Here is a 23,388-nt window from a genome sequence, read left to right as displayed (position 1 = left end):
GGAAACACGTGGGTGCGGTCCGCGAAACACGCTCTCCCTAGCGTCGAATCGGCGGCTGAGACGGGTTCCGCCGGAGAGCGCGGGTCAGCACATGGTCGGGTCGAGAATCGTCGATGCCGCGACCGAGCACGTCGAGGCACCTCCGCTCCGGCTCGTCGCGGTCACGCACGGTGCGCCGTCGAGCGCGAATCGCGAGGCCGTGATCCGGCTCGTCGACGGCGTCGCCTCCGCGCGTCCTGAACTCGACGTCTCCATCAGCTTCGTCGACGCCAGCCGGTCGGATGTCGCGGCGGCCCTCGGCCCTGACGACGACGCCGGGGCGGTCATCGTGCCGCTCGTGCTCTCGGCGGGCTTCCACGTGCGCACCGGGCTCTCGCTCGGGCTCGATCGGCGCGGCTCGGGCGTCGACGCCGCCACCGGCTCGCGACTCGCGGCCGAACTCGGCCCCGACGATCGCATCGTCGAGGTGCTCGCCGAGCGGCTGGGGCGGCTCGGGCTCGCCGACACCGACGCCGTGGTGCTCGCCGCGGCCGGCTCCAACGATCCCCGTGCCGTGCGCGAGTGCTTCGAGACCGCCCGCCGGCTCGGGCACCGTCTCGGCCGTTCGGTGACCGTCGGGTTCATCGCCGCGGCGATCCCGAGGCTGCACGACGCCATCGAGATGATCCGCGAGGTGCACCCCGGGGTGCGCGTGATCATCGGCAGCTACCTGCTGGCGCCCGGCACCTTCTACGACACCGCGGCGTCGGCCGGAGCCGACGCGATCGCGGCGCCCCTGCTCCTCCCCGGCGAGGTGGCGCCCCGCCAGCTCGTCGAGCTCGTGCTCGATCGGTACGCCGACGTCGGTGCGCCCCGATTGGAACGGGCATGACCGCGACGGCGCCTGCCGCGGCGTCCGCCATCGCCGCGTACGACGCGATCGTACTGGCAGGCGGCCGCGGATCACGGCTCGGCGGCATCGACAAGACGGCCCTCACGATCGACGGCACGAGCCTCGCTGCGCGCGCCGTCGGCGCGGTGAGCGGCGCTCGCGCGGTCGCGTACGTCTCGAGTGCGCCGGCGCCCCGGTGGGTGCTCGCCGAGCGGCGCATCCGCGTCGCCGCCGAGGATCCGCCCTGGAGCGGGCCGGTCGCGGCGATCGCGGCGGGGCTCGAGGGGCTCGCCGACCGGCCGCAGCCCTTCACGGTCGTGCTGGCGGGCGATCTGGTGGGGGCGGCACCCGCGGTTCAACTCCTGCTCGCACGCGTCGCCCGCACGGTCGACGGCGTGGTCGGGGTCGACCCCGACGGGTTCTCCCAACCGCTGCTCGCGGTGTATCGCACGACGGCCCTTCGAGGCGCCGTCGCCGAGGTGCTCGCGATGCCAGGCGCGTCGCAGGTCGGTGGCAGGGGCGCGTCGATGGGCGCGGTGCTCGCGCGGCTGCGCCTGCGCGGGGTCGCGCTCCGCGGGAGCTGGTGCGCCGATGTCGACACCCCGGCCGACGCCGCACGGCACGGCATCGTGCTGCCGATCGGGGAGGTGCGCCGTGTCCGCGTCGCGTGACGTCGAGAGCTGGTCTCGCGAGCTCGTCGCCGAACTCGGGCTCGACACCGCGCCCGACGTCGCCGCGGTGCTCGATCTCGCCCGCATCGCGGCGCATGGTGTGGCCCGCCCCGCGGCGCCCCTGACGACGTACCTCGCGGGCTATGCTGCGGCACGGGGCATCCCGCTCGACGTGGTCGTCGCCGCCGTCGAACTCCGTCTCGGCGAGGATGCGCCGTGACCTCGACGACGTGGGAGGCGGCCAGGGAGTTCGTCTGGAGTGCCGGTCGCAGCCGGCCGCTCGGTGCCGAGCCGGTGCCGGTCGACCTGGCCGACGGGCGGAGGCTCGCCGCCGCCGCGCACGCGCTCGTCGACCTGCCCACGGTCGATGTCAGCGCGATGGACGGCTGGGCGGTCGCTGGCGCGGGGCCCTGGCGGCTCGACGGCACGGTCGTGATGGGTGCGCCGCCCGCGCGGCCGCTGCGGGTCGGCACCGCTCGGATCATCACGACCGGCGCGGCCGTGCCGCCCGGCGCGGTCGCGGTGCTGCGTGCCGAGCACGGAGACCTGCTCGCCGAAGGCCCCGGGTGGCTCCGGCCCACTGCTCCCGCGCCGCAGGCCGGGCGCGACATCCGGCGCCGCGGTGAGGAACTGCGACGCGGCGAGCCGCTCATCCCGGCCGGCGCTCGCATGACACCGCCGCGACTCGCCCTCGCCGCGGCCGCCGGCCACGACGTGCTCGAGGTGCTCGCCGAACCGCGAGTCGAGCTGATCGTCACGGGCGACGAGGTCGTGGCGGCCGGTCGGCCCGCGGCCGGCGCCGTGCGCGACGCCTTCGGCCCTTCACTGCCCTCACTGTTCGAGCGACTCGGCGCCAGGACATCGACCCGGCGCATCCCCGACCGACTCGACCCGTTCATCGAGCTCCTGTCCGAGGCACGACCCGACCTCCTCGTCACGACGGGCGGAACCGCCGGCGGCCACGGCGACCTGCTGCGGCGGGCGATCATCGCCGAGGGCGGCACGATCGACGTCGCGGGCGTCGGGATGCGTCCGGGACACCCCGTGCTGTTCGCCCGCACGAGCGCCGGAGTGCCGGTGCTCGGGCTGCCGGGCAATCCACTCGCGGCCTTCACGTGCCTCCTCAGCTTCTTCCCGCCGTGGCTCGACGGCGCGTCGGGGCAGCCGATCACCGTGCTCGACGAGGTCGCGGCCCACGACCTGGCCGCCACAGGGCTGCAGCGCCGTCTCGCGCCGTTCACCTGGCGAGCCGGTCGCGCGGTGGCGAGCCCCTGGGTGGGGTCGGCGATGCTCCGCGGGATCGCCGACGCCGATGGGCTGCTGGCCTCACCGGTCGCCGACGGCGAACCCGCCCGCGTCGTTCCGCTGCCCTGGTGACCCCGCTTCCCCGGTGATCGCGCTCAGGCGGTGACGCTCGGCGTCTCGTCGGTCTCGGCCGCGCGGGCGAGGATCTCGGCGATGCGGCCCTTGCATCCGCCGCAACCCGTGCCCGCCCGGGTCTCGCGACCCACGCCCTCGACCGTCGTGGCGCCGCACGCGGCGGCGTCCTCGATTCGGCCCACCGTGACCCCGTTGCACCAGCACACGGTCGAGGCCGGCGCGAACGCATCGGCATCGGCGCTCGGGTCGTAGTCGGGGCCGTCGAAGCGCAGCAGCACCGATCGGTCGGCCGGCAGTTCGCCGCGGCGCTCGAACAGCAGGGTGAGCTCGGCGGCGGTGCGCGGCATCCCGACGCTCACGAAGCCCGTGAGCGCGCCGTCCTCGGTCACCATCTTCACGTAGCGCAGGTGCTCGGGGTCGGCCCACTGCGAGACCCGCCGTCGCGGGTGCAGGGTGTCGTCGTCCCACGGGTCCGCCGAGATGTCGCCGACCGCGACCACGTCGATGTGCTTGGCCTTGAGCATCACGATCGCATCGCGCTCGGCGGGCGCAGCGGCATCCGCGGGACCATCGCCCGTCGTCGACGCGATGAACTGCGCGGCGAGCCACTCCGCCTGCCGCCAGCCCGGGCCGATGAGGCCTGAGGGAGCGCCGGGGAGCACGCGCTGCCCGGCGAGCTCCTCGGTGCGCGGGGCGACCTGGGCGCAGTCGCCGATCGCGTACACGTCGGGATCCGTCCAGCTCGCGAGGTCGGCGCCGACGACGACGCCGACGGCGGTGCGCAGGCCGGCGAGCGTCGCCAGCTCGTTGCGGGGGCTCACCCCGCACGAGAGCACGAGCAGGTCGCCGCGCAACTGCTTTCCGTCGGCGGTGACGACCATGTCGAAGCGGCGCGTGCCGTCGTCGTCGGTGCGGAAGGCCACGGCCTCGGCACGGCTGTGGGCGACGACGGTGACGCCCGATCGACGCAGCGCGGCGCGCAGCACCAGGCCGCCCCCGCGGTCGAGGTTGCGCGGCATGGGGTGGGGGCCATGATGCACCACGCAGACCTGCGCGCCGGCGTGGGCGGCGGCGAGCGCGAGTTCGAGGCCGAGCACGCCGGCGCCGAGCACGATGATGCGCTTGCGCGCCTGAACCGCGCCGAGCACGCGTTCGGCGTCGGCCAGGTCCCGGAGGGCGGTGATGCCCGTGGGCAGGTCGTCGTCGCGTGCGACGAGCTGCTTCGCGTACTTCTGCAGCGAGTCGAGGTCGCGGCGGTGCCGCTCAATCCCGTCGAGCGTCGGCACATTCGCCCGAGACCCCGTCGCGAGCACGAGCCGGTCGTAGGCGAGCGCCTCGCCGGAATCGAGATGCACGAGCTGCGCCGATCGATCGATCGAGGTGGCGGCGACGCCGAGCAGCACCCGCGCACCGGCGGCTTCCGCAGCGACCCGGTCGCCGACGAGCATCGCGTCGAGCTCGGTGTTGCCGACGGCGTACTCGGCCACGAGTACCCGGTTGTACGCCTCGACGTGTTCGCCGGCGACGACGGTGAGGGCGATCGATCCGTTCGCGACGGCGGGCAGCAACTGCTCGACGAATCGCGCGCCGACGGGGCCGTAGCCGATCAGCACGATCCTGAGCTGGCTCATGCCGGCACCTCGATCTCGATCACGCGTGCGAGTCGCACGAGGTTGGTCTTGAACTCCGGCATCGCCGAGACGGGGTCGACCGCGTCGGAGGTGAGCAGGTTTGCCGCCTGCCCGTCGCCGTAGTGGAAGGGGAGGAACACGGCGTCGGGTCGGAGGTCGGTCGTCAGCCGCGCTCGGCAGCGCACGGCACCCCGCGCGTTCGAGAGCTCGACGAGCTCGCCGTCGGCGACGCCGAGGCGTTCGGCGGTCGACGGATGCATCGCGGCCCGCGCCTCGGGTTGGGCGTCGGCGAGCTCGGGCACCCGCCGGGTCTGCGCGCCGCTCTGGTAGTGCTCGAGCAGTCGCCCGGTCACGAGCGTGAGCTCGTCGGGGAGCGGTGCAGGGTGGGCCGATGCCCGCACCGAGACGGGCACGAGCCGCGCGAGCCCGTCGGAGTGGGCGAAGCGGTCGGCGAAGAGGCGCGGGGTGCCCGTGCTGCCACGCGGGAACGGCCAGTACGCGGCCTCACCACGGTCGAGCATGGCGTAGTCGATGCCCGAGTAGTCGGCGATGCCGCCCTCGGAGGCGCGGCGCAGCTCCTCGAAGACGAGTTCGGGGTCGACGTCGAACGTCGCCGTGCACTCGAGGCGACGGGCGAGCTCCGCGAGGATCCAGAGCTCGTCGCGCACGCCGCCGGGCGGCGTGATCGCGCGACGGCGACGGATGACGCGGCCCTCGAGCGAGGTCATCGTGCCCTCCTCCTCGGCCCACTGGGGGATCGGCAGCACGACGTCGGCGAGCGCCGCCGTCTCGGAGAGGAAGAAGTCGCAGACGACGAGCAGGTCGAGCGCGGCGATGCGCGCGCGCACGTTCGCGACGTTCGGCGACGAGACGACGAGGTTCGAGCCGTGCACGAGGAGGGCGCGCACGCCGCCGGGTTCGCCGAGCGACTGCAGGAGCTCGACGGCCGGAACACCGGGGCCTGGGATCTCGGTCGGCGGGACGCCCCACACCCGGGCGACGTGCGCCCGCGCTTCGGGGTCGGTGATCTTGCGGTACCCGGGCAGCTGGTCGCACTTCTGGCCGTGCTCGCGCCCGCCCTGCCCGTTGCCCTGCCCCGTGAGCGTGCCGTAGCCGCTGCCGGGGCGCCCCGGCAGACCGAGCAGCAGCGCGAGGTTGATGGCCGCGGTGGCCGTGTCGGTGCCGTCGACGTGCTGCTCGACGCCGCGTCCGGTGAGGATGTAGACACCGTCGCCGGAGGCGAGCCTTCGGGCCAGCCGGCGCAGCGTCAGCGCCGGCACGCCGGTCGTCGACTGCACGCGCTCGGGCCACCACGACGCCACGCTGCGGCGGATCGCGTCGTAGCCGACCGTGCGGGCTGCGACGTAGTCGAGGTCGACGAGCCGTTCGGCGATGACGATGTGGATGAGGCCGAGCAGGAGGGCGAGGTCGGTGCCGGGCATCGGCTGCAGGTGCAGCCCCTTGCCGTCGTCGGTGAGCCGGGCGGTCGCGGTGCGCCTCGGGTCGACGACGACGAGTCCGCCCGCCGCCTGGGCGCCCGCCAGGTGCCCGATGAAGGGCGGCATGGTCTCGGCGACGTTCGTGCCGAGCAGCAGGATGGTCTCGGCATCGTCGAGGTCCTCGAGCGGGAACGGCAGCCCCCGGTCGACGCCGAAGGCCCGGTTGCCGGCGGCCGCGGCCGACGACATGCAGTACCGGCCGTTGTAGTCGATCCGGCTCGTGCCGAGCGCGAGCCGCGCGAACTTGCCGAGCAGGTACGCCTTCTCGTTCGTGAGTCCGCCGCCGCCGAAGACGCCGACGGCGTCGGCACCATGCGATCCGCGGATGCTGCGGAGCGATGCCGCGACGTGATCGAGCGCGTCCTCCCAGCTCGTCTCGCGCAGCACGCCGTCGGTGGCCCGCACGAGCGGGGCGCCGAGGCGCGACGGGGCACGGAGGAGTTCCGCCGACGTCCAGCCCTTCTTGCAGAGCCCTCCCCGGTTGGTCGGGAAGTCGCGCCCGCCGACGGTCACCGGTGCGGTCGAAGCATCCGTTGCCGTTGCCGGGGTGAGGGTCATGGCGCATTGCAGCGCGCAGTAGGGGCAGTGCGTGTCGGCGGAGCGGCTCATCCGGTCTCGATTCAGATCTTGTGGGCGCTGAGCTTGCTGGAGCGCACGTACACGCCCCAGGTGAGCACGAGCAGCAGCGCGTAGGCGGCGATGAATCCGATGAACGCGGCGGCGTACGTTCCGGTCGACTGGAACGAGAGGTTCAGCGCCTGCGGGATGAGGAAGCCGCCGTAGGCGCCGATGGCCGAGATGAGGCCCAGTGCGGCCGCGGACTTGCGCTGCGTCGACACGTCGCCGGTGCCGCCGCCGCGAACGGCGAAGACGATCGGCACCATGCGATAGGTGGAGCCGTTGCCGATGCCGGCCGAGGCGAAGAGCAGGAGGAACAGGCCGAGGAAGAGCCAGAAGCTGGCGAGCGGGAGGGTCAGGAGCACGGCGATCGTGATGAGGGCCATCGCGGCGAACGCGAACATCGTGATGCGCGCACCGCCGAACCGGTCGGAGAGCCGACCGCCGTAGGGCCGGGCCAGCGAGCCGACGAGCGCACCCAGGAAGGCGAGCGAGACGGATGCGCCGCCGATGGCGATCGCCGAGAACTCGGGGAACTGGTCGGCGATGAGCTTCGGGAACACGCTGGCGAATCCGATGAACGAGCCGAACGTGCCGATGTAGAGCAGCGAGAGCAGCCAGAGGTGGGGCTCCTTGAGCGCCGCGGCCGAGCCGGAGAAGTCCGCCTTGGCGTTGGAGAGGTTGTTCATGTAGCGGGCGGCGCCGATCATGGCGATGAGGATGAACGGGATCCAGATCCAGCCGGCGACCGGGAGGTTGAGCGTCGCGCCCGCGCCGATCGTGATGACGATCGGCACCACTAACTGGGCGACGGCAGCGCCGAGGTTGCCGCCGGCCGCATTCAGGCCGAGCGCCCAGCCCTTCTCGCGCTGCGGGTAGAAGAACGTGATGTTCGACATCGAGCTGGCGAAGTTGCCGCCGCCGAAGCCCGCGAGTGCTGCGGCGCAGAGCAGCACCGGGAATGGCGTCTCGGGGTTGGACACGCAGACGACCATCGCGATGGTCGGTGCGAGGAGCAGCCCGGCCGAGATGATGGTCCAGTTGCGGCCGCCGTACTTCGGCACCAGGAACGAGTACGGGATGCGGAGGGTCGCACCCACGAGGCTCGGGATGGAGATCAGCCAGAAGATCTCGCCCGTCGAGAGGTCGAAGCCCGCCTTCGGCAGCGTGACCGCGACGATGCTCCAGAGCTGCCACACCACGAATCCGAGGAACTCCGCGAAGATCGACCAGTTGAGGTTGCGGCGCGCGATCGCGCGTCCCTGCGCCTCCCACTGGCCGGTGTCCTCGGCGTCCCATCCGTCGATCCAGCGACCTGGACGCATCGTGAGGGCGGCCGGGGCCGTCGTCGTGGGCATTTCGGATGTCGCGGCGGGAGCGGTGCTCACGGTCTGGGTCATCGGTGCCTCCGGGGTTCGATCACGAGTGGATCCTTCGACTCGAAGTTATTGACGTCGTGTTTCTGCGGATCGGTCCGGTGGTAAACCCTGCGTCTCCACCTGCTCACCGGTGACGGCGGCGGATGTGAGGCAGGGATCACACGTCGATGCGGTACCCCCGTTTGACCACCGTGGCGATGAGCCCGGGCACGGCGAGGGTCTGGCGGAGCCTGCTGAGGGCCACCTCGAGCGCGTGCTCGTCGTTCGTTCCCGGCAGGCCGGAGACGAGTCGGTCGCGCGCGACCACCGAGCCCCGGGCCTGCATGAGCGAGCGGAGGATCATGAGTGCCACAGGGGCCAGCGAGACGCGTCGGTCGGCGACGTCGACGACGGACCCTCGCAGCGCGAGCGGGCCGTGCCTGGTCTCGAGGCGCACGACGCGCTCGGTCTCGAGGTGCTCGCAGACGAGGCGGATGAGCGCGCCCATGCGATAGCGGTCGGGCTGGATCGGCTCGATTCCGGCGGCGACGAGCGGCAGCGCCGTGACGGGGCCGACCGCGGCCGCGACGACGGGACCGCACATCGCGTCGACGAGATCATCGTAGCGCCCCATCGCCTCGGCGGCACCGAACAGGGCGTGCACGGCCGGGGCGCTGGTGAACGTGATCGCGTCGAGGCCGCCCGTGCACGCCGACTCGATGAGCCGCTCGACGCGGTCATCGGACTCGTCGATCTCCACCCAGCGGTAGGGCGCGACCGTGAGGACTCGGGCATGGGACGCATCCAGGCGTTCGAGCTGCGAGGGCTCGAGGAACCCGTGCAACTGCACGGCGACGGTCAGCCCCGCGGGGTAGTTCGCGAGCACCTCGTCGATGAGCGACTCCGTCGTCTCCTGCGCGCTCATCCCGACGTCGTTGAGCCCGGCTGCGCGGATGCCGCCGCGCGCCTTCGGCCCGCGCACGAGGATCGCCGTGTCGGAGAGCGCGTCGAGGAGGTCCTCGCCGAGCCCCGCGGCATCCGCGACCTCGAACCAGCGGCGCACCCCGTACGCGGTCGTCGCGAGGAGCACGTCGGGGCGGGCCTCGACGATCGCGCGGGTATCGGCGATGACGGGATCGTCGGAGAGCGCATTCGTCATGCGCAGCGTGGGGGCGTGGATCACCGTCGCGCCGCGGCGGGCGAGGGCGTCGATGAGGTCGGCCGAGCGTCGGTCGCTCGTCACACCGATGCGGAAGCCCGCGAGCTGGTCGGCGCGGAATCCCGGTGCGCACTCGAGGAGGTCGCTCACCCGGCCACCGCCGCGAAGCCGGCTGCACGGTCCATGAGCTCGGCGGCGCTCGCATCGCCGTCGTGCGCGAGGCGCACGACTTCGCCGATCACCACGACCGCGGGAGACGTGACGCGGGCTCGCCCCGCTGCGACCACGATGCCGGCCAGGTCGCCGATCGTCGTGCGCTGGCCGGCGCTGAACCCCCGCTCGACGATCGCGACGGGCATGTGCGCCGACATGCCGAATCGGGCGAGGCCCGCCGTCAGCGCGGGCAGCGAGTTCACGCCCATGAGCACGACGATCGTGCCGCCGAGACCCGCGAGGTGCTCCAGTTCGTGCTCGGTGAGCGGCGCATGGCCGGACACGACGGTGAAGAGGTGGCTGATGCCGCGGTGCGTGAGCGGGATGCCCGCGGCGCCGGGAACGGCGACGGCGCTCGTGACGCCGGGGATGACCTCGACGGGCACGCCCGCGGCATGGCAGGCGAGCACCTCCTCACCGCCGCGCCCGAGCACGTAGGGGTCGCCGCCCTTCAGCCGCACGACGTGTCGGCCCGCGAGCGCGTGCCCGACGAGGAGCGCCTCGATCTCGTGCTGCGGCACGGCGTGGTGGCCCGGCCGCTTGCCGACGTCGACGAGTTCGGCTCCGGGTGCCAGTTCGTGCAGTCGCTCGTGCGGTGCGAGCCGGTCGAAGAGCACGACGTCGGCAACTGCGAGGGCGCGCGCGGCGGCGAGGGTCAGCAGGTCCTCGCGGCCGGGACCGCCGCCGACGAGGGTCACGCGGCCGGTCATGCGTCGACTCCGCGCACCGGGATGCTCGGGCCCGAGACGAGCACGGCCTCGCCGCGCTCGCGCTCGTCGGCGGTGGCCGGCCTGAACTGCTCGCGCTCGGGCACCCGCGCGATCGTGGGGTCGGGCACGTGCGGGGCGTTCACGAAGGAGCGGAATCGCCGGAGCCGCTCGGGGTCGGCGAGCGTCGCCGCCCACTCGTCCTCATAGGTGTCGACGTGGGTCGCCATCGCCTGCTCGAGTTCGTCGGCGAGGCCGAGCGAGTCGTGCACGACGACGTCGCGCACATGGTCGAGGCCGCCCTCGAGGTCTTCGATCCATCGGGCCGTGCGCTGCAGCCGGTCGGCGGTGCGCACGTAGTACATGATGTAGCGGTCGATGTAGCGCAGCAGCGTCTCGTCGTCCAGGTCGCTCGCGAGCAGCTGCGCGTGCGCGGGCTGGAAGCCGCCGTTGCCGCCGACGTACATGTTCCAGCCCAGGTCGGTGGCGATCACGCCGACATCCTTCGCCCTCGCCTCGGCGCACTCGCGGGCGCAGCCCGAGACGCCGAATTTCAGCTTGTGCGGCGACCGGAGGCCGCGGTAGCGGAGCTCGAGCTGCACGGCCATCGACACCGAGTCCTGCACGCCGAAGCGGCACCAGGTCGATCCGACGCAGCTCTTCACGTTGCGCAGCGCCTTGCCGTAGGCCTGGCCCGACTCGAACCCCGCGTCGACGAGCTGCCTCCAGATGTCGGGCAGCTGGTCGAGCCGTGCGCCGAAGAGGTCGATGCGCTGGCCGCCCGTGATCTTCGTGTAGAGGCCGAAGTCCGTCGCGACCTGCGCGATCACGGCGAGCTTCTGCGGCGTGATCTCGCCGGCGGGAATGCGGGGGACCACCGAGTAGGTGCCGTCCTTCTGCATGTTCGCCATGGCCCGGTCGTTCGTGTCCTGCAGGCCGCCGCGGCCGCCGTCGAGGATGTACGAGCCGTGCTGCGTCGCGAGGATGGAGCCGATGACGGGCTTGCAGACGTCGCAGCCGCGGCCGCTGCCGAGCCGCGCGACGATCTCGTCGAACGACGCGAGTTCGAGCACGCGCACCGACTCGAAGAGCTCCTGGCGCGAGAGTGCGAAGTGCTCGCAGAGCGCCCGGGAGGGCGTGATGCCCGACTTCAGCAGCTCCGACTCGAGCAGCTTCTTCACGAGCGGCACGCACGAGCCGCACTGCGTGCCGGCGCGAGTGCAGGTCTTCAGTGCGCCGAGTTCGCCGCAACCCTCGGCGTGATCGGCGTGCGCACCGCTGACGGCGTCGCGGATGGTGCCCGCGCTCACGTTGTTGCACGCGCAGACGAGCGCTCCGGCGGGCAGTTCGTCGCCGGCCGGCGCCTCCATGCCGGAGGCGGAGAGGTACGCCGCCGGCTCGCTCGAGAGCTGCGTGCCGAGCAGTGGGCGCAGCGACGCGTACGGAGAGGCGTCGCCCACGAAGACGCCGCCGAGCAGGGTCTTCGCGTCGCCGGTCACCACGAGCTTCTGGTACAGCCCGCGAGCCGGGTCGGCGTAGACGATCTCGAGCGCCTGGTCGGTTCGCGCGAACGCATCGCCGAAGCTCGCGACGTCGACCCCCGAGAGCTTAAGCTTCGTCGCGTCGTCGACACTCGTGAACTCCGCGGCGCCGCCGAGCAGCCGGTCGGCCACGACCTCGGCCATTGCGTTGGCGGGTGCGACGAGCCCGGTGCAGCGCCCCTCGAAGCTCGCTACCTCGCCGATCGCCCAGACATGAGCAGCGGATGCCGCGCACGCCGTGCTGATCGCGATGCCACCGCGCGGGCCGAGCTCGAGCCCGAGCTCGCGGGCGAGTTCGTCGCGCGGCCTGATGCCGATCGCGAAGACGACGAGATCGGCGTCGATGCGGCGCCCGTTCGCGAGTTCGACGCCGACGACCGCATCGCCTTCGGTCAGCACGGCGGCGGGGCGGGTGCCGAGGTGCAGGCCGATGCCCTGCGCCGAGATGATGCGGCCGAGCGCGCGCCCCGCACCTTCGTCGAGCTGGGCTGACATGAGCCAGCCGCCGGAGTGCACGACCGCGGTGTGCGCGCCGAGCCTGGCCAGCCCGCCTGCGGCCTCGAGCCCGAGCAACCCGCCGCCCGCCACCACGACCTGCGCGGGGCGGCCGTGCCGCTCAGCGAGTTCCCGCGTCTCGGCGACGAGGGCGTCGACGTCGTCGATCGTGCGGTAGACGCGGGCGTGGCCGCTGCCGGGGATCTCGGGCACCGGGGCGCTCGAGCCCGTGGCGAAGACGAGTTCGTCCCAGTGCAGGGTCAGGCCGCCCGACGTGGTCGCCGTGTGCGCGTCGGGATCGACGGCGATGACGCGCTCGCCGGTGACGAGCCGGATGCGGTCGTCGTCCCACATCGACGAGGGCTGCAGGGTCAGGTCGACCGCGCCATCCGCGAGTCTCGTGCTGAGTGCGACGCGGTCGTACGGGTCGTGCAGTTCCTCGCCGACGACCGTGACGCGCAGGGTGCGACCGGTGTCGCGCGCGTGCAGGCTGTCGGCGAGCCGGTGCGCCGCGGGTCCGCCGCCGATGATGACGACGTCTCGCGCACCGGCATCCTCTTGGGTGCTCTCGATCATGGCCGCCTCCCGGCTCGAGTGAGGCGAGCACATGGCTGCCTGCGGGGCCCGATCGAGGCGAGCACGTGGCTGCCTGCGGGGCTCGAATGAGGCGAGCGTACGACCGGGCGGTTTCCGCCCTGTTTCGGCGGGGTAACCGAAGCGGTCCTCCGACGCACGTGCGGCGAGTGGCGATGTGAGCACGGTTTCACGTCGGGGAAACATGCGGATGCCGCCGAGGTAACACCCGGAACCTAGCCTCGGGACAACGACGAAGAGGAGCCGGCATGTCGCTGACGATGGAGACGACCACGACGTGGGTGCCGACGTGCGAGGTCGCCGACCTCGAACCCGGGTGGGGCGAGGTCGCGCTGCTCGGGCGCACGCAGGTCGCCCTGCTCCGTCTCGACGAGGAAGAGGTGTACGCCGTGGACCATCACGACCCTCGCACGGGCGCGCCCGTGATGGCGCGGGGCATCGTCGGGTCGCGAGGCGACCGGCCGACGATCGCGTCGCCCCTGCACAAGGAGGTCTACGACCTCGGCACGGGGGAGTGCTTCACCGACAGCGCGCTCGCGCTGCGCACCTATCGAACGCGCATCGTCGGCGGCATGATCGAGGTCGAACTCGAGCGCTGAGCTCGCATGCGGGGCTCAACTCGCAGCCGCCGCAATGGATGCGGGCCCCGAAGCCCTGCTCAGGAACGCTGCGTGAGCACGATCGGGTCGCCGTCGGTGATCGCGATCGTGTGCTCCGAGTGCGCGCCGCGCGAGCCGTCGGCGCTGCGGAGGGTCCAGCCGTCGGGGTCGGTGAAGATGCGGTCGGTCGTGGCGAGGAACCACGGCTCGATCGCGACCACGAGTCCGGGCTTCAACGGCAGCCCCCGGCCGGGACGCCCGTTGTTCGGGATGTGCGGGTCGCCGTGCATCGTGCGACCGACGCCGTGACCGCCGAAGTCGGTGTTGATCGAGTAGCCCTCGGCCTTCGCGACATCCGCGATCGCCCGCGAGATGTCGCCGATGCGGTTGCCCGTGCGCGCGGCGGCGATGCCCGCGTCGAGTGCGCGGCGGCTCGTGTCGATGAGGCGAAGGTCCTCCTCGCGCGGAGTGCCGACGACGAGGGAGATCGCCGAGTCGGCGACCCATCCGTTCACCGAGGCCGCGAAGTCGAGGCTCAGCAGGTCGCCGTCGCGCAGACGGTAGTCGTGGGGGAGTCCGTGCAGCACGGCGTCGTTCACCGAGGTGCAGATGACCTTGCCGAACGGGCTCGCGCCGAACGAGGGGTGGTAGTCGATGTAGCAGCTCTCGGCGCCGGCCTTGCGGATCATCTCGTGCGCGAGGGCGTCGAGTTCGAGCAGGTTCACGCCGACCGCTGCTGCTGCCGAGGTGGCCTCCAGCACGCTCGCCACGAAACGGCCGGCGGGCCGCATCTCCTCGATCTCTGCAGGGGTCCGAAGTTCAATCACGACTCCATTCTGTCGGCTCCGCCCTGAGTGAACACCCGGCGCGCGCCGAGCTTCGTCGGATTACGCTGAGTTCATGCTCCTGCGGCGCGCACTCTACAGATGGCAGATGATCGCGATCATCGTGCTGCCGGTGTGGCTCGCGGTGGGCTGGGCGATCTTCGGCGGAGGCGGCTGGGGCACGCTCGGGCTCGTCATCGTCGTGCCCATCGCCTTCATCGTGCTCGGCATCGTGGCGCTCATCACGAACGTGCGGCCCACCGTGCGTCAGGAGCGCGCACTGTCGTGGATCGACGTCGGCGTGCTCACCGCCTGGCATCTCTCGATCATCGGCACCGGGTTCTACGGGCCGACTGCCACGGGCTTCGGCGTGCTCGCGATCCTCCTCGGCATCGCCGCGTTCTGGGTCGCCGTGTGGCAGCTCGTCACCGACGGCGCCAATCGCATGAAGGCCTCCATGGCGGAGTTCGAGCGGCTCGCCGGCGAGCAGCCCGGTGCCTCGGCGACGGGCGGGCCGGTTGGTTCGGCCGGCGCGACCGGCCCCGGTGCGCGGCGCCCGCCGTTCGACGACGGCAGCGACGACGTGATCATCATCCACGAGGTCCGCGAGGACTGACCGGCAGACGTTCGAGGCGACGTGCGACGGGGCGCTCGTCGCCCGCTTTTGGCCAGTTGCCGTCGAGCGTGGCACAATAGAGGATTGTGCCGCCGCAGGTCTCTGCCTCCGGGGAGCACGCACGCACGATTCGTCGTGCGAGGCGGCACCAGAACTTCCATCCAATGATCCGCGTTCGACCGGTTGCGGGCGCAGAGAGCGAACCAACATGCATATCCTCGACCACGTCGACGCCGCGAGCCTGAGGTCGGATGTCCCCGACTTCCGCCCCGGCGACACCGTCAAGGTGCACGTCAACATCATCGAAGGCACGCGCGCGCGCATCCAGGTCTTCCAGGGCGTCGTCATCGGCCGCCAGGGTGAAGGCGTGCGCGAGACCTTCACGGTCCGCAAGGTCAGCTTCCAGGTCGGCGTCGAGCGCAAGTTCCCGGTGCACTCGCCCGTGATCGACCACATCGAGGTCGTCACCCGCGGTGACGTGCGTCGCGCGAAGCTGTACTACCTGCGCAAGCTCCGCGGCAAGAAGGCGAAGATCAAGGAGAAGCGCGACGCCTGATCCGCTTCGCGGATCGCGCTCCACGCGAACTCTTCCCCGAGCTCCCCACCCCTAGACTGGGTGGGGAGCTCGGGCGGTTAAATGACAGAAGAAGACACAGGCACGCGAACAGATCGCGCGGATTCGGCGACGCCGAACAGACGACGCGGCGTTCTCCTGTTCCTCCGAGACCTGCTCGTCATCTTCGTGGTGGCCGTGCTCGTCTCGTTCCTCATCAAGACGTTCCTCATCAGATCGTTCTTCATCCCGTCGCAGTCGATGGAGGAGACGCTGTTCATCGACGATCGCATCATCGTGAACCAGCTCGTCCCCGACGTCACGCCGCTCGAACGCGGAGACGTCATCGTGTTCCGCGATCCCGGCGGGTGGCTCCCGGCGCGACCCGAGGTCGAGCAGCCGCCGCTCGTGGCCGCCGTCGACTGGTTCCTCGCCTTCGTCGGCCTCGCGGCGCCCGACTCGAACGACCACCTCGTGAAGCGCCTCATCGGGCTGCCCGGCGACCACGTCGTCTGCTGCAACGCCCTCGGCCAGATGAGCGTCAACGACGTGCCCCTCGACGAGCCGTACATCGCGCTGCCGCCCGGCGACACCAAGGCGTCGCGCGACGACTTCGACGTGGTCGTTCCCAAGGGCTCGCTCTGGGTCATGGGCGACAACCGCAACAACTCCAAGGACTCGCGGTACAACACCGAGACGCCGCTCGAGGGATTCGTGCCGATCGACAACGTCGTCGGCCGCGCGTTCGTCGTCAGCTGGCCGGTCGAGCACTGGGCGTGGCTCGACAACTACCCCCAGGTGTTCGAGGGCGTCGACGAGGCGGGCGACTGACGTGGCCCCCGCAGCGATCCCGACGCTTCGCGTCGAACGGGAGTTCCTCGCCGACGCGCCCATGATGCTCGCGTGCGACGAGGTCGGTCGCGGTGCGCTCGCGGGCCCCGTGACGATCGGCCTCGTGCTCATCGACTCCGGCGTTCGGCGCATGCCTGCGGGACTGCGCGATTCGAAGCTGCTCAGCGAGCCGCGCCGCGAGGCGATGGCGCCGAGGGCCGCCACCTGGGTGCGCGCATCGGCGGTCGGCGAGGCCAGCGCGGCCGAGATCGACGAGCTCGGCATCATGGCCTGCCTCGGGCTCGCCGGCGCACGTGCCTTCGCCGAGCTGTCGGCGGCCACCGAGCTCATCGCCGACGTGCCGCTGCTTCTCGACGGCAACCACGACTGGCTGAGCGCCTCGATCGAACGGCGCGCGCGGGTCGTCACCCGCATCAAGGCCGACCGCGACTGCGCGTCGGTCGCCGCGGCATCCGTCATCGCCAAGGTGCACCGCGACCGCTTCATGCGTCGAATGCACGACGAGCGCCCGCTGTACGCGTGGGACGAGAACAAGGGCTACTCGAGCCGTGCGCACTTCGCCGCGATCGCCGAGCACGGTCCGAGCGAGCTCCACCGCACGACCTGGCTGCACGAGCAGACCCAACCGGCGCCGACGCTCTTCGACCTCAGCGTAGGATGAGTGCGATGGATGAGGACGAGTTCGAAGACTACGACCGCGAGGTCGAGCTGGCCCTGTATCGGGAGTACCGCGACATCGTGTCGCAGTTCAAGTACGTGGTCGAGACCGAGCGACGGTTCTACCTCGCCAACGAGGTCGAACTCGTGCGCCGCGACACCGAGCACGACTTCTACTTCGAGCTGACGATGAAAGACGTCTGGGTCTGGGACGTCTACCGTGCCGACCGCTTCGTGAAGTCGGTGCGCGTGCTCACCTTCAAGGACGTCAACGTCGAAGAGCTCGCCACGCGCGAGTTCGAGCTGCCGAAGGAACTCGCGCTCGACGAGTAGTCGCCGCTCAGCTGAGGCGGCGTTCGAGGTGCACGGTGACCGTGTCGCCGATGTCCTTGCCCAGCTTCTGACGGAGCTTGGCGTTCAGCGAGAGCATGTGCCCGCCGGTTCCGGTGACCATCAGTCCGACGTTGCGCAGCGGCACGCCGTCGACCGTCGCGTCGACCTTGACCGCCCTGCCGGTGCCGAAGAACTCGGCAGAGCCCGGCATCTCGACGCAGGCCCAGATCTCGCCCTTGACGTCGACGCCGATCGGCGCGGTGAACTCGTGGTCGAGGGGTGCAGGTTCGAACGGCATCTCGATCTCCTCGGGGTGACTCGTGCGGCTCCACCCATCATGCACCTGAGGCACGTCACTCCGTCTCCCCAGTCCCGATCGCCACGAGTTGTCCACGGTGTCGCCGCAGGCGGCCGGCCGGGGCGGGCCGGCCCGCGACGCTGGACGCGGAGGTGGTGCGGATGTCGCACAATGCAGAGCTCGGCCGGCGCGGCGAACAACTCGCGGTCGAGCATCTCGAGGCGCGCGGCATGCGGGTGCTCGAGCGCAACTGGCGGTGCCGCATCGGCGAGATCGACATCGTCGCGCGCGACGGCCGAGACACGGTCTTCATCGAGGTCAAGACCCGCACGTCCGGCGACTACGGTCATCCGTTCGAGGCGATCACCCCGCTGAAGCTCGCGCGCATGCGGCGTCTCGCGATCGCCTGGTGCGAGGCGACGGATGCCCCGGTCTCGCGCATCCGCATCGATGCGGTCGCCGTGCTCGCACCGGCCGAGGCGCCCGCGCTCATCGAGCATCTCGAGGGCCTCGACTGATGCCGGTCGCTCGCACGCGTGCCGTCGCCCTCCTCGGCCTGACCGGTTCGGTCGTCGAGGTCGAGGCGGACCTCTCCTCGCAGCTCCCGGCGTTCGTCATCATCGGGCTGCCCGACGCGGCCCTCGGCGAGGCTCGCGACCGGGTGCGGGCTGCGGCGGTGAACGCCGGTTGTCCGCTGCCGCAGCGTCGGCTCACCGTCAACCTCTCGCCCGCGGCCCTTCCGAAGCACGGCTCGGGGTTCGACCTCGCGATCGCCGTCGCGTGCCTCGCCGCGGCGGGCGAGATCTCCGCCGAGTCGGTCGAACGGGTGGTGCACCTCGGCGAGCTCGGCCTCGACGGCCGGCTCCGGCCGATCGACGGCATCCTCCCGGCCGTGCTCGCTGCCGTGCGCTCCGGATACGACACGGTCATGGTGCCGGCGGCCAACGCCGACGAGGCGGGCCTCGTGCCCGGGGTGACCGTGATCGGGGTCGCCTCGCTGCTCGACGCGGCGGTGCATCACGGGGGCGTCTACGACGAGCGGGTGTTCGAGGCGGTGCCGGCGCCCGACCGCTCCGATTCCTCCGGAACGGTCGAGGAACCGCACGGCGACCTCGCCGACGTGTCGGGCAACGACGACGCCGTCGAGGCGCTGCTCGCGGCTGCGGCGGGCGGCCACCACGTGTTCCTGCTCGGCCCGCCCGGCGCAGGCAAGACGATGCTGGCGTCGCGCCTTCCCGGAATCCTGCCCGACCTCGATGCCGACGAGGCGCTCGAGGTCGCCTCACTCCGTTCGCTCTCCGGCCGGCCCCTGGTCGCGGGGCTGTCGCATCGCCCGCCGTTCGAGGCGCCGCACCACACCGCCACCGCCGCCGCGATGGTCGGCGGCGGCAGCCGACTCATCCGACCCGGTGCGGCGGCGCGCGCCTCGCACGGCGTGCTGTTCCTCGACGAGGCGCCCGAATTCCCCTCCGCAGTGCTCGACGTGCTGCGACAACCGCTCGAATCCGGTTCCATCGCCATCCACCGGGCGAATGCCGTGGCCTCGTTCCCGGCACGCTTCCAGCTCGTGATCGCCGCCAATCCGTGCCCGTGCGGCAACCACGGGTCGAAGGGCGCGGAGTGCACCTGCCCGCCGAACGCACGCCGACGGTACCTCGCCCGCATCTCGGGCCCGCTCCTCGACCGCATCGACGTGCAGCTCATGGTGCCCCGCATCACCGCAGCGGGTCTTCGCGTCGCGGCCGAGCGGCCGGGCATCTCGACCGCCGTCGCACGGCAGCGGGTGGTCGAGGCCCGAGCTCGTGCCGCCCATCGATTGCGCGGCACCCCGTGGCGCACGAACGCGCAGATGCCGGGTCCCTGGCTGCGCGGCGCCGGTGGACTCCACCCGGGCGGTCGCGCGACCGCCGCCCTCGACCGTGCGCTCGAACTCGGCGGGGTGACCATGCGCGGCTACGACCGCATCCTCAAGGTCGCCTGGACGCTCGCCGACCTCGACGGTGCGGACGTCCCCGGCCTCGATCACGTCGGCCGTGCGCTCTTCCTCAGAAAGGGGCTCCCACTGTGAGTACCGTCCATCGCGAAGCGACCGGACTGCGCGGCGCGCTCTCGGCGGTGCGATCCGCACCGATCGCCGACGATTCCGAACTCGACGAGATCTTCGCCCGCGCGCTGCTCGGCTCGGTGGCAGAACCCGGCGACGGGCTCCTCGGCCGGGCGATCGACGTGATCGGTGCGGTGGCAGCGGCTTCGCTGCTCCTCGATGCCGCGAGCCCGGCAGTCTTCGTCGACGTGTTGACGCGGGCGGGCGGCTCGATCGATCCACGTGAGGCGGAGTCGGGCCTCGACCGCTGGTCGCCGCGCCTCGATCAGGGCGCCTTCACCCGAGCGCTCGAGCAGGCCGCCCGGGTCGGTGCCCGCCTCGTCCTTCCCGGCGATGCGGCATGGCCGGACGGGGTCGACGAGCTCGGCATCCACGCTCCGCTCGGACTGTGGGTTCGGGGGCGCGAGTCCGCGCTGGGGTCGTCGGCATCGATCTCGCTCGTCGGCGCCCGAGCCGCGACCGGCTACGGCGAGCACGTCACGATGGAGGCATCCGCCGGGCTCGTCGATCGGGGATTCACCATCGTCAGCGGCGGTGCCTACGGCATCGACGGCATGGCGCACCGTTCGGCACTCGCGAGCGAGGGCACCACGGTCGCCTTCCTCGCCGGGGGAGTCGACCGGTTCTACCCCATGGGGCATGAGACGCTGCTCGCCCGCATCGTCGCGACCGGAGCGGTCGTCTCCGAACTGCCGTGCGGCGCCGCGCCCACGAAATGGAGATTCCTCCAGCGCAACAGACTGATTGCAGCGGCGAGCGAGGGCACGGTCGTGCTCGAGGCCGGGTTCCGCTCGGGGTCGCTCAACACCGCCGGGCACGCCGCCGCCCTCGGCCGGCCACTCGGCGCGGTACCGGGTCCGGTCACGAGTCCCGCCTCCGCCGGCTGCCATCGGCTGCTCCGCGAGTACGACGCCGTGTGCGTCACCGACGCCGAGCAGATGGCCGAGCTCGTCGGGGGCGCACGGCGCCGGGCGCCATCCGGCGATCGGGCGGTGCCCGATCCGGCATCCGACGATCGCGGCGCCTTCGGCATGGCGAGCTCTCCTGACGCGGTGCGCGTGCTCGACGCGCTGAGCACCCGCAGCCCCCGCGACGTTGCCGACCTCGCACGCCGGTGCGGCATGACCCCGTCGTCGGTGATGGGCGTGCTCGGCGGGCTCGAGGCCGTTGCCGAGGTCACCCGGCATCCGCTCGGCTGGCTGCGGGTCAAGCGCGGGTGACGGCGGCGTGCTTCGGTGGTGCGTCGGCGGCACGCCCTAGGCTGACGGCGGAAGGATGGTCCGATGCAGCACCCGCAACTCGGCCGGTATCCGGCTGCCCGACATGTCATCGCCCATGTGAGCGACACGCACCTGCTGCACGGCGGGGCGCCGCTCGGAGGGGTGGCCGACACGGTCGCGGCGCTCGCTCAGGTCTCCGAGCAGCTCGAGCGGCTCGGCGGCGCGATCGATGCGATCGTCGTCACCGGCGACATCGCCGACCTGGGGGAGTCCGACGCCTACCGCCTCGCGCGAGCCGAACTCGAGCCGCTCGCCGAGCGAATCGGCGCCCGCCTCGTCTGGGTCATGGGCAACCACGACGAACGTGCGGTGTTCCGCACCGAACTGCTCGGCGAGGCCGCCGACGACTCGCCCGTGCACCGCATCATCGAGATCGGCGGGCTGCGCATCATCGCGCTCGACTCCACGGTGCCGGGGTATCACCACGGCGAGCTCGACGCGGCGTCACTCGACTGGCTGGCCGCGGCCCTCGACGAACCCGCAGTGCACGGCACGATCATCGCACTGCACCATGCGCCCATCGCCACACCGCTCGCACTCATGGACGTGATCGAACTCCGCGGTCAGGATCGCTTCGCCGAGGTCGTGCGCGGCCGTGACGTGCGTCTCATCCTCGGCGGCCACCTGCATTACGTCACGCATGGCAGCTTCGCAGGCATCCCCGTCTCCGTCGCCGGGGCGACGGCCTACACGATGGACCTCACCAGGTCGCCGCGAACACTCGTCGGCGTCGACGGGGGTCGCTCGTTCTCCCTCGTGCACCTCTCCGCCGAGGGGGTCGTCACCTCCGTCGTGCCCGTCGGCGAATACACGGCCGTGACGACCCTCGACGAGCGCTTTCTCGCCGAGATCGAGTCCTTGCCGCCCGACGCGCGCCTCGAGCGCTTCTCCCGCAAGCGCGAGATGTGAGCCCCGCCACCGGGCCCGCCGCGCGTCGCGCCCGACGTGCCGGCCTGCACGGGAGCAAGCTGGACTCGTGAACCTCGACCAGCTGCTCGACGACTACCTGTCGCACGTCACGGTCGAACGCGGGTATTCGCCGCACACCGTCGCCGCCTACCGCAGCGACCTCGTCGAGCTCATCTCATTCGCCGAGGCCCGTGGTCCGACGGATGCCGCGGCGATCGACCTGCCGCTCCTGCGCGACTGGCTCTGGGCGGCCACCGAACGCGGGCTCGCCCGAACGAGCATCGCGCGGCGCGCGGCATCCGCTCGAGGATTCACCGCCTGGCTCACTCGACGCGGGCTGCTCGACGCCGATCCCGGCGCGCGCCTCAAGGCGCCGCGGGCGCAGCGCACCCTGCCGCGCGTCGTCACCGAAGAGGCCGTCACCGATGCGCTCGCTTCGCTGTCCGCCCGGGCCGCCGGTGGTGCACCCGCCGAGGTGCGCGACCTCGCGATCATCGAGCTGCTCTACGCGTCGGCGCTGCGCGTCTCTGAGCTCGTCGGGCTGGATCTCGACGACGTCGATCGACGACGTCGCGTCGTGCGAGTGCTCGGCAAGGGCTCGAAAGAGCGGATGGTTCCCTACGGGGCTCCCGCCGCCCGAGCGATCGACCGCTATCTCGACGAGGCGCGTCCGAAGATCGTCGCGAGTGCGAGTGCGAGTGCGAGTGCGAGTGCGAGTGCGAGTGCGAGTGCGAGTGCCGGGCCGCCCGAGACGCGAGCGGTGTTCCTCGGCACCCGAGGCGGTCGCATGGGGGTGCGGAGCGTCTACCGGCTCGTCGCCGCGATCCTCGCCGAGATCCCGGGCTCCGGCCCGAGCGGGCCGCATGCCTTCCGGCACACCGCGGCGACGCACCTGCTCGACGGGGGCGCCGACCTGCGCGCGGTGCAGGAGTTCCTCGGGCACGCGAGCCTCGGCACCACCCAGATCTACACGCACGTGTCGTCGGAGCGGCTGAAGCAGAGCTACCGCACGGCGCACCCCCGCGCCTGACTCACCCCGACGGCAGCAGCACCGCGCGTGGCAGGCCACCGAGGAAGAGGTACGGCGACACGTACTCCCCATCGACGCGAACGCCGAAGTGGACGCAGCCGGAGGCGCAGTGCCCGCCCGTCGAGACGGTGCCGATCGGATCACCCGACGTGACGACCGCACCGGCCTCGACGAGCGCGGCGACCGGCTCGATCGCGCTCACGATGCCGTCGCCGTGGTCGATCGCGATGACCGGCCGCCCCGCCACCATGCCGGCGAAGCTGACCACGCCGGGCGCCGGGGCGGTGACGGAGGCGGCGGACTCGGTGGCGATGTCGATGCCGCGATGGCCTGCCGTGAACGGCGTGGGCGGCGCGCGGAACGGGGCGACGACGCGAATCGGTGCGGGAACCGGCCATCGCCATGGCTCCGCCGGCACGGAGCGGGCGGATGCGTCGGCCGCGTCCGCTTGCGTGGATGACCCGGGGGAGTGGTCGGAGGCCGCTGCAGATGCTGCTGAGCCGGTCGCGATCAGTGCGAGCATGGCGATGATGGAGAGGGAAGCGGTCCGGCGGGCGGTGCGCCGCCGGCCGACCGGTGTCGGGGCGTTCATGTTG

At 71.9% G+C, this 23,388-nt stretch carries 24 protein-coding genes; 15 read left to right on the top strand and 9 right to left on the bottom strand.

The window, feature by feature from the left end; translation table 11 throughout:
* Nucleotides 1–91: 91 nt before the first annotated feature.
* Genes BJY17_RS05425 through BJY17_RS18890 form a run of 4 tightly spaced genes read left to right on the top strand, consistent with a single transcriptional unit; the run spans nt 92 to nt 2,919 of the window.
* Nucleotides 92–871 (top strand): sirohydrochlorin chelatase, encoded by a 780-nt coding sequence (locus tag BJY17_RS05425; RefSeq protein WP_179550456.1) that lies wholly within the window; start codon nt 92–94, stop codon nt 869–871.
* Entirely contained in the window at nt 868–1,542 is a 675-nt protein-coding gene (gene mobA / locus BJY17_RS05420; protein ID WP_179550455.1) for a molybdenum cofactor guanylyltransferase, read from the top strand. Before BJY17_RS05425 ends, mobA begins: the two co-directional genes overlap by 4 nt.
* Nucleotides 1,526–1,762, top strand: a complete 237-nt coding sequence (locus tag BJY17_RS05415) for a DUF6457 domain-containing protein (protein ID WP_179550454.1) — start codon at nt 1,526–1,528, stop codon at nt 1,760–1,762. Before mobA ends, BJY17_RS05415 begins: the two co-directional genes overlap by 17 nt.
* Nucleotides 1,759–2,919: a molybdopterin-binding protein gene (locus tag BJY17_RS18890; RefSeq protein ID WP_179550453.1), complete on the top strand. Its 1,161-nt coding sequence runs from the start codon at nt 1,759–1,761 to the stop codon at nt 2,917–2,919. The genes BJY17_RS05415 and BJY17_RS18890 overlap by 4 nt, the downstream gene beginning before the upstream one ends.
* Nucleotides 2,920–2,942: 23 nt before the next feature.
* Here the strand turns inward: BJY17_RS18890 and BJY17_RS05405 are convergent, their stop codons facing one another.
* From BJY17_RS05405 to nirB, 6 genes are all read right to left on the bottom strand, one after another.
* Nucleotides 2,943–4,553 (bottom strand): FAD-dependent oxidoreductase, encoded by a 1,611-nt coding sequence (locus tag BJY17_RS05405; RefSeq protein WP_179550452.1) that lies wholly within the window; start codon nt 4,551–4,553, stop codon nt 2,943–2,945.
* Nucleotides 4,550–6,661, bottom strand: a complete 2,112-nt coding sequence (locus BJY17_RS05400; RefSeq protein WP_179550451.1) for a molybdopterin oxidoreductase family protein — start codon at nt 6,659–6,661, stop codon at nt 4,550–4,552. Before BJY17_RS05400 ends, BJY17_RS05405 begins: the two co-directional genes overlap by 4 nt.
* An 11-nt stretch (nt 6,662–6,672) precedes the next feature.
* Entirely contained in the window at nt 6,673–8,070 is a 1,398-nt protein-coding gene (locus BJY17_RS05395; RefSeq protein ID WP_179550450.1) for an MFS transporter, read from the bottom strand.
* Between the two features lie 136 nt (nt 8,071–8,206).
* The gene (locus tag BJY17_RS05390; RefSeq protein WP_179550449.1) at nt 8,207–9,337 is read right to left on the bottom strand and encodes a uroporphyrinogen-III synthase; all 1,131 of its coding nucleotides are present in this window, start codon (nt 9,335–9,337) and stop codon (nt 8,207–8,209) included.
* Complete coding sequence (gene cobA, locus BJY17_RS05385; protein ID WP_179550448.1) at nt 9,334–10,110, bottom strand: uroporphyrinogen-III C-methyltransferase; 777 nt, start codon at nt 10,108–10,110, stop codon at nt 9,334–9,336. Before cobA ends, BJY17_RS05390 begins: the two co-directional genes overlap by 4 nt.
* Nucleotides 10,107–12,719, bottom strand: a complete 2,613-nt coding sequence (gene nirB, locus BJY17_RS05380; RefSeq protein WP_179550447.1) for a nitrite reductase large subunit NirB — start codon at nt 12,717–12,719, stop codon at nt 10,107–10,109. Before nirB ends, cobA begins: the two co-directional genes overlap by 4 nt.
* Before the next feature lie 266 nt (nt 12,720–12,985).
* On the opposite strand from nirB, the gene nirD reads away from it, so the two are divergent.
* The gene (nirD, locus tag BJY17_RS05375) at nt 12,986–13,336 is read left to right on the top strand and encodes a nitrite reductase small subunit NirD (RefSeq protein ID WP_179550446.1); all 351 of its coding nucleotides are present in this window, start codon (nt 12,986–12,988) and stop codon (nt 13,334–13,336) included.
* A 59-nt stretch (nt 13,337–13,395) separates the two neighbouring features.
* Here nirD and map read toward each other — a convergent pair whose 3' ends face one another.
* Nucleotides 13,396–14,163, bottom strand: coding sequence for a type I methionyl aminopeptidase (gene map, locus BJY17_RS05370; RefSeq protein ID WP_179550445.1), 768 nt, complete (start codon nt 14,161–14,163; stop codon nt 13,396–13,398).
* 106 nt (nt 14,164–14,269) lie between these two features.
* Here map and BJY17_RS05365 point away from each other — a divergent pair, with 106 nt between their 5' ends.
* From BJY17_RS05365 to BJY17_RS05345, 5 genes are all read left to right on the top strand, one after another.
* On the top strand, nt 14,270–14,776 hold the full coding sequence (locus BJY17_RS05365; RefSeq protein ID WP_179550444.1) for a hypothetical protein: 507 nt from the start codon (nt 14,270–14,272) through the stop codon (nt 14,774–14,776).
* Between the two features lie 208 nt (nt 14,777–14,984).
* Complete coding sequence (gene rplS / locus BJY17_RS05360; RefSeq protein WP_056009567.1) at nt 14,985–15,332, top strand: 50S ribosomal protein L19; 348 nt, start codon at nt 14,985–14,987, stop codon at nt 15,330–15,332.
* An 81-nt stretch (nt 15,333–15,413) separates the two neighbouring features.
* Nucleotides 15,414–16,160, top strand: coding sequence for a signal peptidase I (gene lepB / locus BJY17_RS05355; RefSeq protein WP_179550443.1), 747 nt, complete (start codon nt 15,414–15,416; stop codon nt 16,158–16,160).
* A 61-nt stretch (nt 16,161–16,221) separates the two neighbouring features.
* Nucleotides 16,222–16,842 (top strand): ribonuclease HII, encoded by a 621-nt coding sequence (locus BJY17_RS05350; protein WP_179552728.1) that lies wholly within the window; start codon nt 16,222–16,224, stop codon nt 16,840–16,842.
* A 5-nt stretch (nt 16,843–16,847) separates the two neighbouring features.
* Nucleotides 16,848–17,171, top strand: a complete 324-nt coding sequence (locus tag BJY17_RS05345; RefSeq protein ID WP_022891843.1) for a DUF2469 family protein — start codon at nt 16,848–16,850, stop codon at nt 17,169–17,171.
* Nucleotides 17,172–17,178: 7 nt separating this feature from the next.
* Here the strand turns inward: BJY17_RS05345 and BJY17_RS05340 are convergent, their stop codons facing one another.
* Nucleotides 17,179–17,469 carry a DUF1905 domain-containing protein gene (locus tag BJY17_RS05340; RefSeq protein WP_179550442.1) on the bottom strand — a complete coding sequence of 97 codons (291 nt, stop codon included), beginning with the start codon at nt 17,467–17,469 and terminating at the stop codon, nt 17,179–17,181.
* Nucleotides 17,470–17,630: 161 nt separating this feature from the next.
* Between BJY17_RS05340 and BJY17_RS05335 the strand changes: the two genes are divergently transcribed.
* The 5 genes from BJY17_RS05335 (at nt 17,631) to BJY17_RS05315 (ending at nt 22,792) form a co-directional block, all read left to right on the top strand.
* Nucleotides 17,631–17,987 carry a YraN family protein gene (locus BJY17_RS05335; RefSeq protein WP_179550441.1) on the top strand — a complete coding sequence of 119 codons (357 nt, stop codon included), beginning with the start codon at nt 17,631–17,633 and terminating at the stop codon, nt 17,985–17,987.
* Complete coding sequence (locus tag BJY17_RS05330; protein ID WP_179550440.1) at nt 17,987–19,537, top strand: YifB family Mg chelatase-like AAA ATPase; 1,551 nt, start codon at nt 17,987–17,989, stop codon at nt 19,535–19,537. Before BJY17_RS05335 ends, BJY17_RS05330 begins: the two co-directional genes overlap by 1 nt.
* Nucleotides 19,534–20,793, top strand: coding sequence for a DNA-processing protein DprA (dprA, locus tag BJY17_RS05325; protein WP_322789755.1), 1,260 nt, complete (start codon nt 19,534–19,536; stop codon nt 20,791–20,793). The genes BJY17_RS05330 and dprA overlap by 4 nt, the downstream gene beginning before the upstream one ends.
* Nucleotides 20,794–20,856: 63 nt before the next feature.
* Nucleotides 20,857–21,762 (top strand): phosphodiesterase, encoded by a 906-nt coding sequence (locus BJY17_RS05320; RefSeq protein WP_179550439.1) that lies wholly within the window; start codon nt 20,857–20,859, stop codon nt 21,760–21,762.
* 67 nt (nt 21,763–21,829) lie between these two features.
* Nucleotides 21,830–22,792: a tyrosine recombinase XerC gene (locus BJY17_RS05315; protein ID WP_179550438.1), complete on the top strand. Its 963-nt coding sequence runs from the start codon at nt 21,830–21,832 to the stop codon at nt 22,790–22,792.
* Between the two features lies 1 nt (nt 22,793).
* Here the strand turns inward: BJY17_RS05315 and BJY17_RS05310 are convergent, their stop codons facing one another.
* Complete coding sequence (locus BJY17_RS05310; protein ID WP_179550437.1) at nt 22,794–23,384, bottom strand: murein hydrolase activator EnvC family protein; 591 nt, start codon at nt 23,382–23,384, stop codon at nt 22,794–22,796.
* Nucleotides 23,385–23,388: the final 4 nt, after the last annotated feature.

Origin of the sequence: Agromyces hippuratus (assembly GCF_013410355.1) — a bacterium.
In the GTDB taxonomy this organism is placed as follows: domain Bacteria; phylum Actinomycetota; class Actinomycetes; order Actinomycetales; family Microbacteriaceae; genus Agromyces; species Agromyces hippuratus.
This window is presented reverse-complemented; position numbering and strand designations above follow the sequence as displayed.

What these genes read in the sequence shown, in the direction of transcription:
- mobA (WP_179550455.1), top strand. Translation starts at nt 868, where the DNA reads ATGACCGCGACGGCGCCTGCCGCGGCGTCCGCCATCGCCGCGTACGAC.
- BJY17_RS05425 (WP_179550456.1), top strand. Translation starts at nt 92, where the DNA reads ATGGTCGGGTCGAGAATCGTCGATGCCGCGACCGAGCACGTCGAGGCA.
- BJY17_RS05405 (WP_179550452.1), bottom strand. Translation starts at nt 4,553, where the DNA reads ATGAGCCAGCTCAGGATCGTGCTGATCGGCTACGGCCCCGTCGGCGCG.
- BJY17_RS05365 (WP_179550444.1), top strand. Translation starts at nt 14,270, where the DNA reads ATGATCGCGATCATCGTGCTGCCGGTGTGGCTCGCGGTGGGCTGGGCG.
- BJY17_RS05335 (WP_179550441.1), top strand. Translation starts at nt 17,631, where the DNA reads ATGTCGCACAATGCAGAGCTCGGCCGGCGCGGCGAACAACTCGCGGTC.
- BJY17_RS05350 (WP_179552728.1), top strand. Translation starts at nt 16,222, where the DNA reads ATGATGCTCGCGTGCGACGAGGTCGGTCGCGGTGCGCTCGCGGGCCCC.
- BJY17_RS05340 (WP_179550442.1), bottom strand. Translation starts at nt 17,469, where the DNA reads ATGCCGTTCGAACCTGCACCCCTCGACCACGAGTTCACCGCGCCGATC.
- BJY17_RS05330 (WP_179550440.1), top strand. Translation starts at nt 17,987, where the DNA reads ATGCCGGTCGCTCGCACGCGTGCCGTCGCCCTCCTCGGCCTGACCGGT.
- BJY17_RS05345 (WP_022891843.1), top strand. Translation starts at nt 16,848, where the DNA reads ATGGATGAGGACGAGTTCGAAGACTACGACCGCGAGGTCGAGCTGGCC.
- BJY17_RS05395 (WP_179550450.1), bottom strand. Translation starts at nt 8,070, where the DNA reads ATGACCCAGACCGTGAGCACCGCTCCCGCCGCGACATCCGAAATGCCC.
- BJY17_RS05320 (WP_179550439.1), top strand. Translation starts at nt 20,857, where the DNA reads ATGCAGCACCCGCAACTCGGCCGGTATCCGGCTGCCCGACATGTCATC.
- nirB (WP_179550447.1), bottom strand. Translation starts at nt 12,719, where the DNA reads ATGATCGAGAGCACCCAAGAGGATGCCGGTGCGCGAGACGTCGTCATC.
- lepB (WP_179550443.1), top strand. Translation starts at nt 15,414, where the DNA reads ATGACAGAAGAAGACACAGGCACGCGAACAGATCGCGCGGATTCGGCG.
- cobA (WP_179550448.1), bottom strand. Translation starts at nt 10,110, where the DNA reads ATGACCGGCCGCGTGACCCTCGTCGGCGGCGGTCCCGGCCGCGAGGAC.
- nirD (WP_179550446.1), top strand. Translation starts at nt 12,986, where the DNA reads ATGTCGCTGACGATGGAGACGACCACGACGTGGGTGCCGACGTGCGAG.
- BJY17_RS05400 (WP_179550451.1), bottom strand. Translation starts at nt 6,661, where the DNA reads ATGAGCCGCTCCGCCGACACGCACTGCCCCTACTGCGCGCTGCAATGC.
- BJY17_RS05310 (WP_179550437.1), bottom strand. Translation starts at nt 23,384, where the DNA reads ATGAACGCCCCGACACCGGTCGGCCGGCGGCGCACCGCCCGCCGGACC.
- rplS (WP_056009567.1), top strand. Translation starts at nt 14,985, where the DNA reads ATGCATATCCTCGACCACGTCGACGCCGCGAGCCTGAGGTCGGATGTC.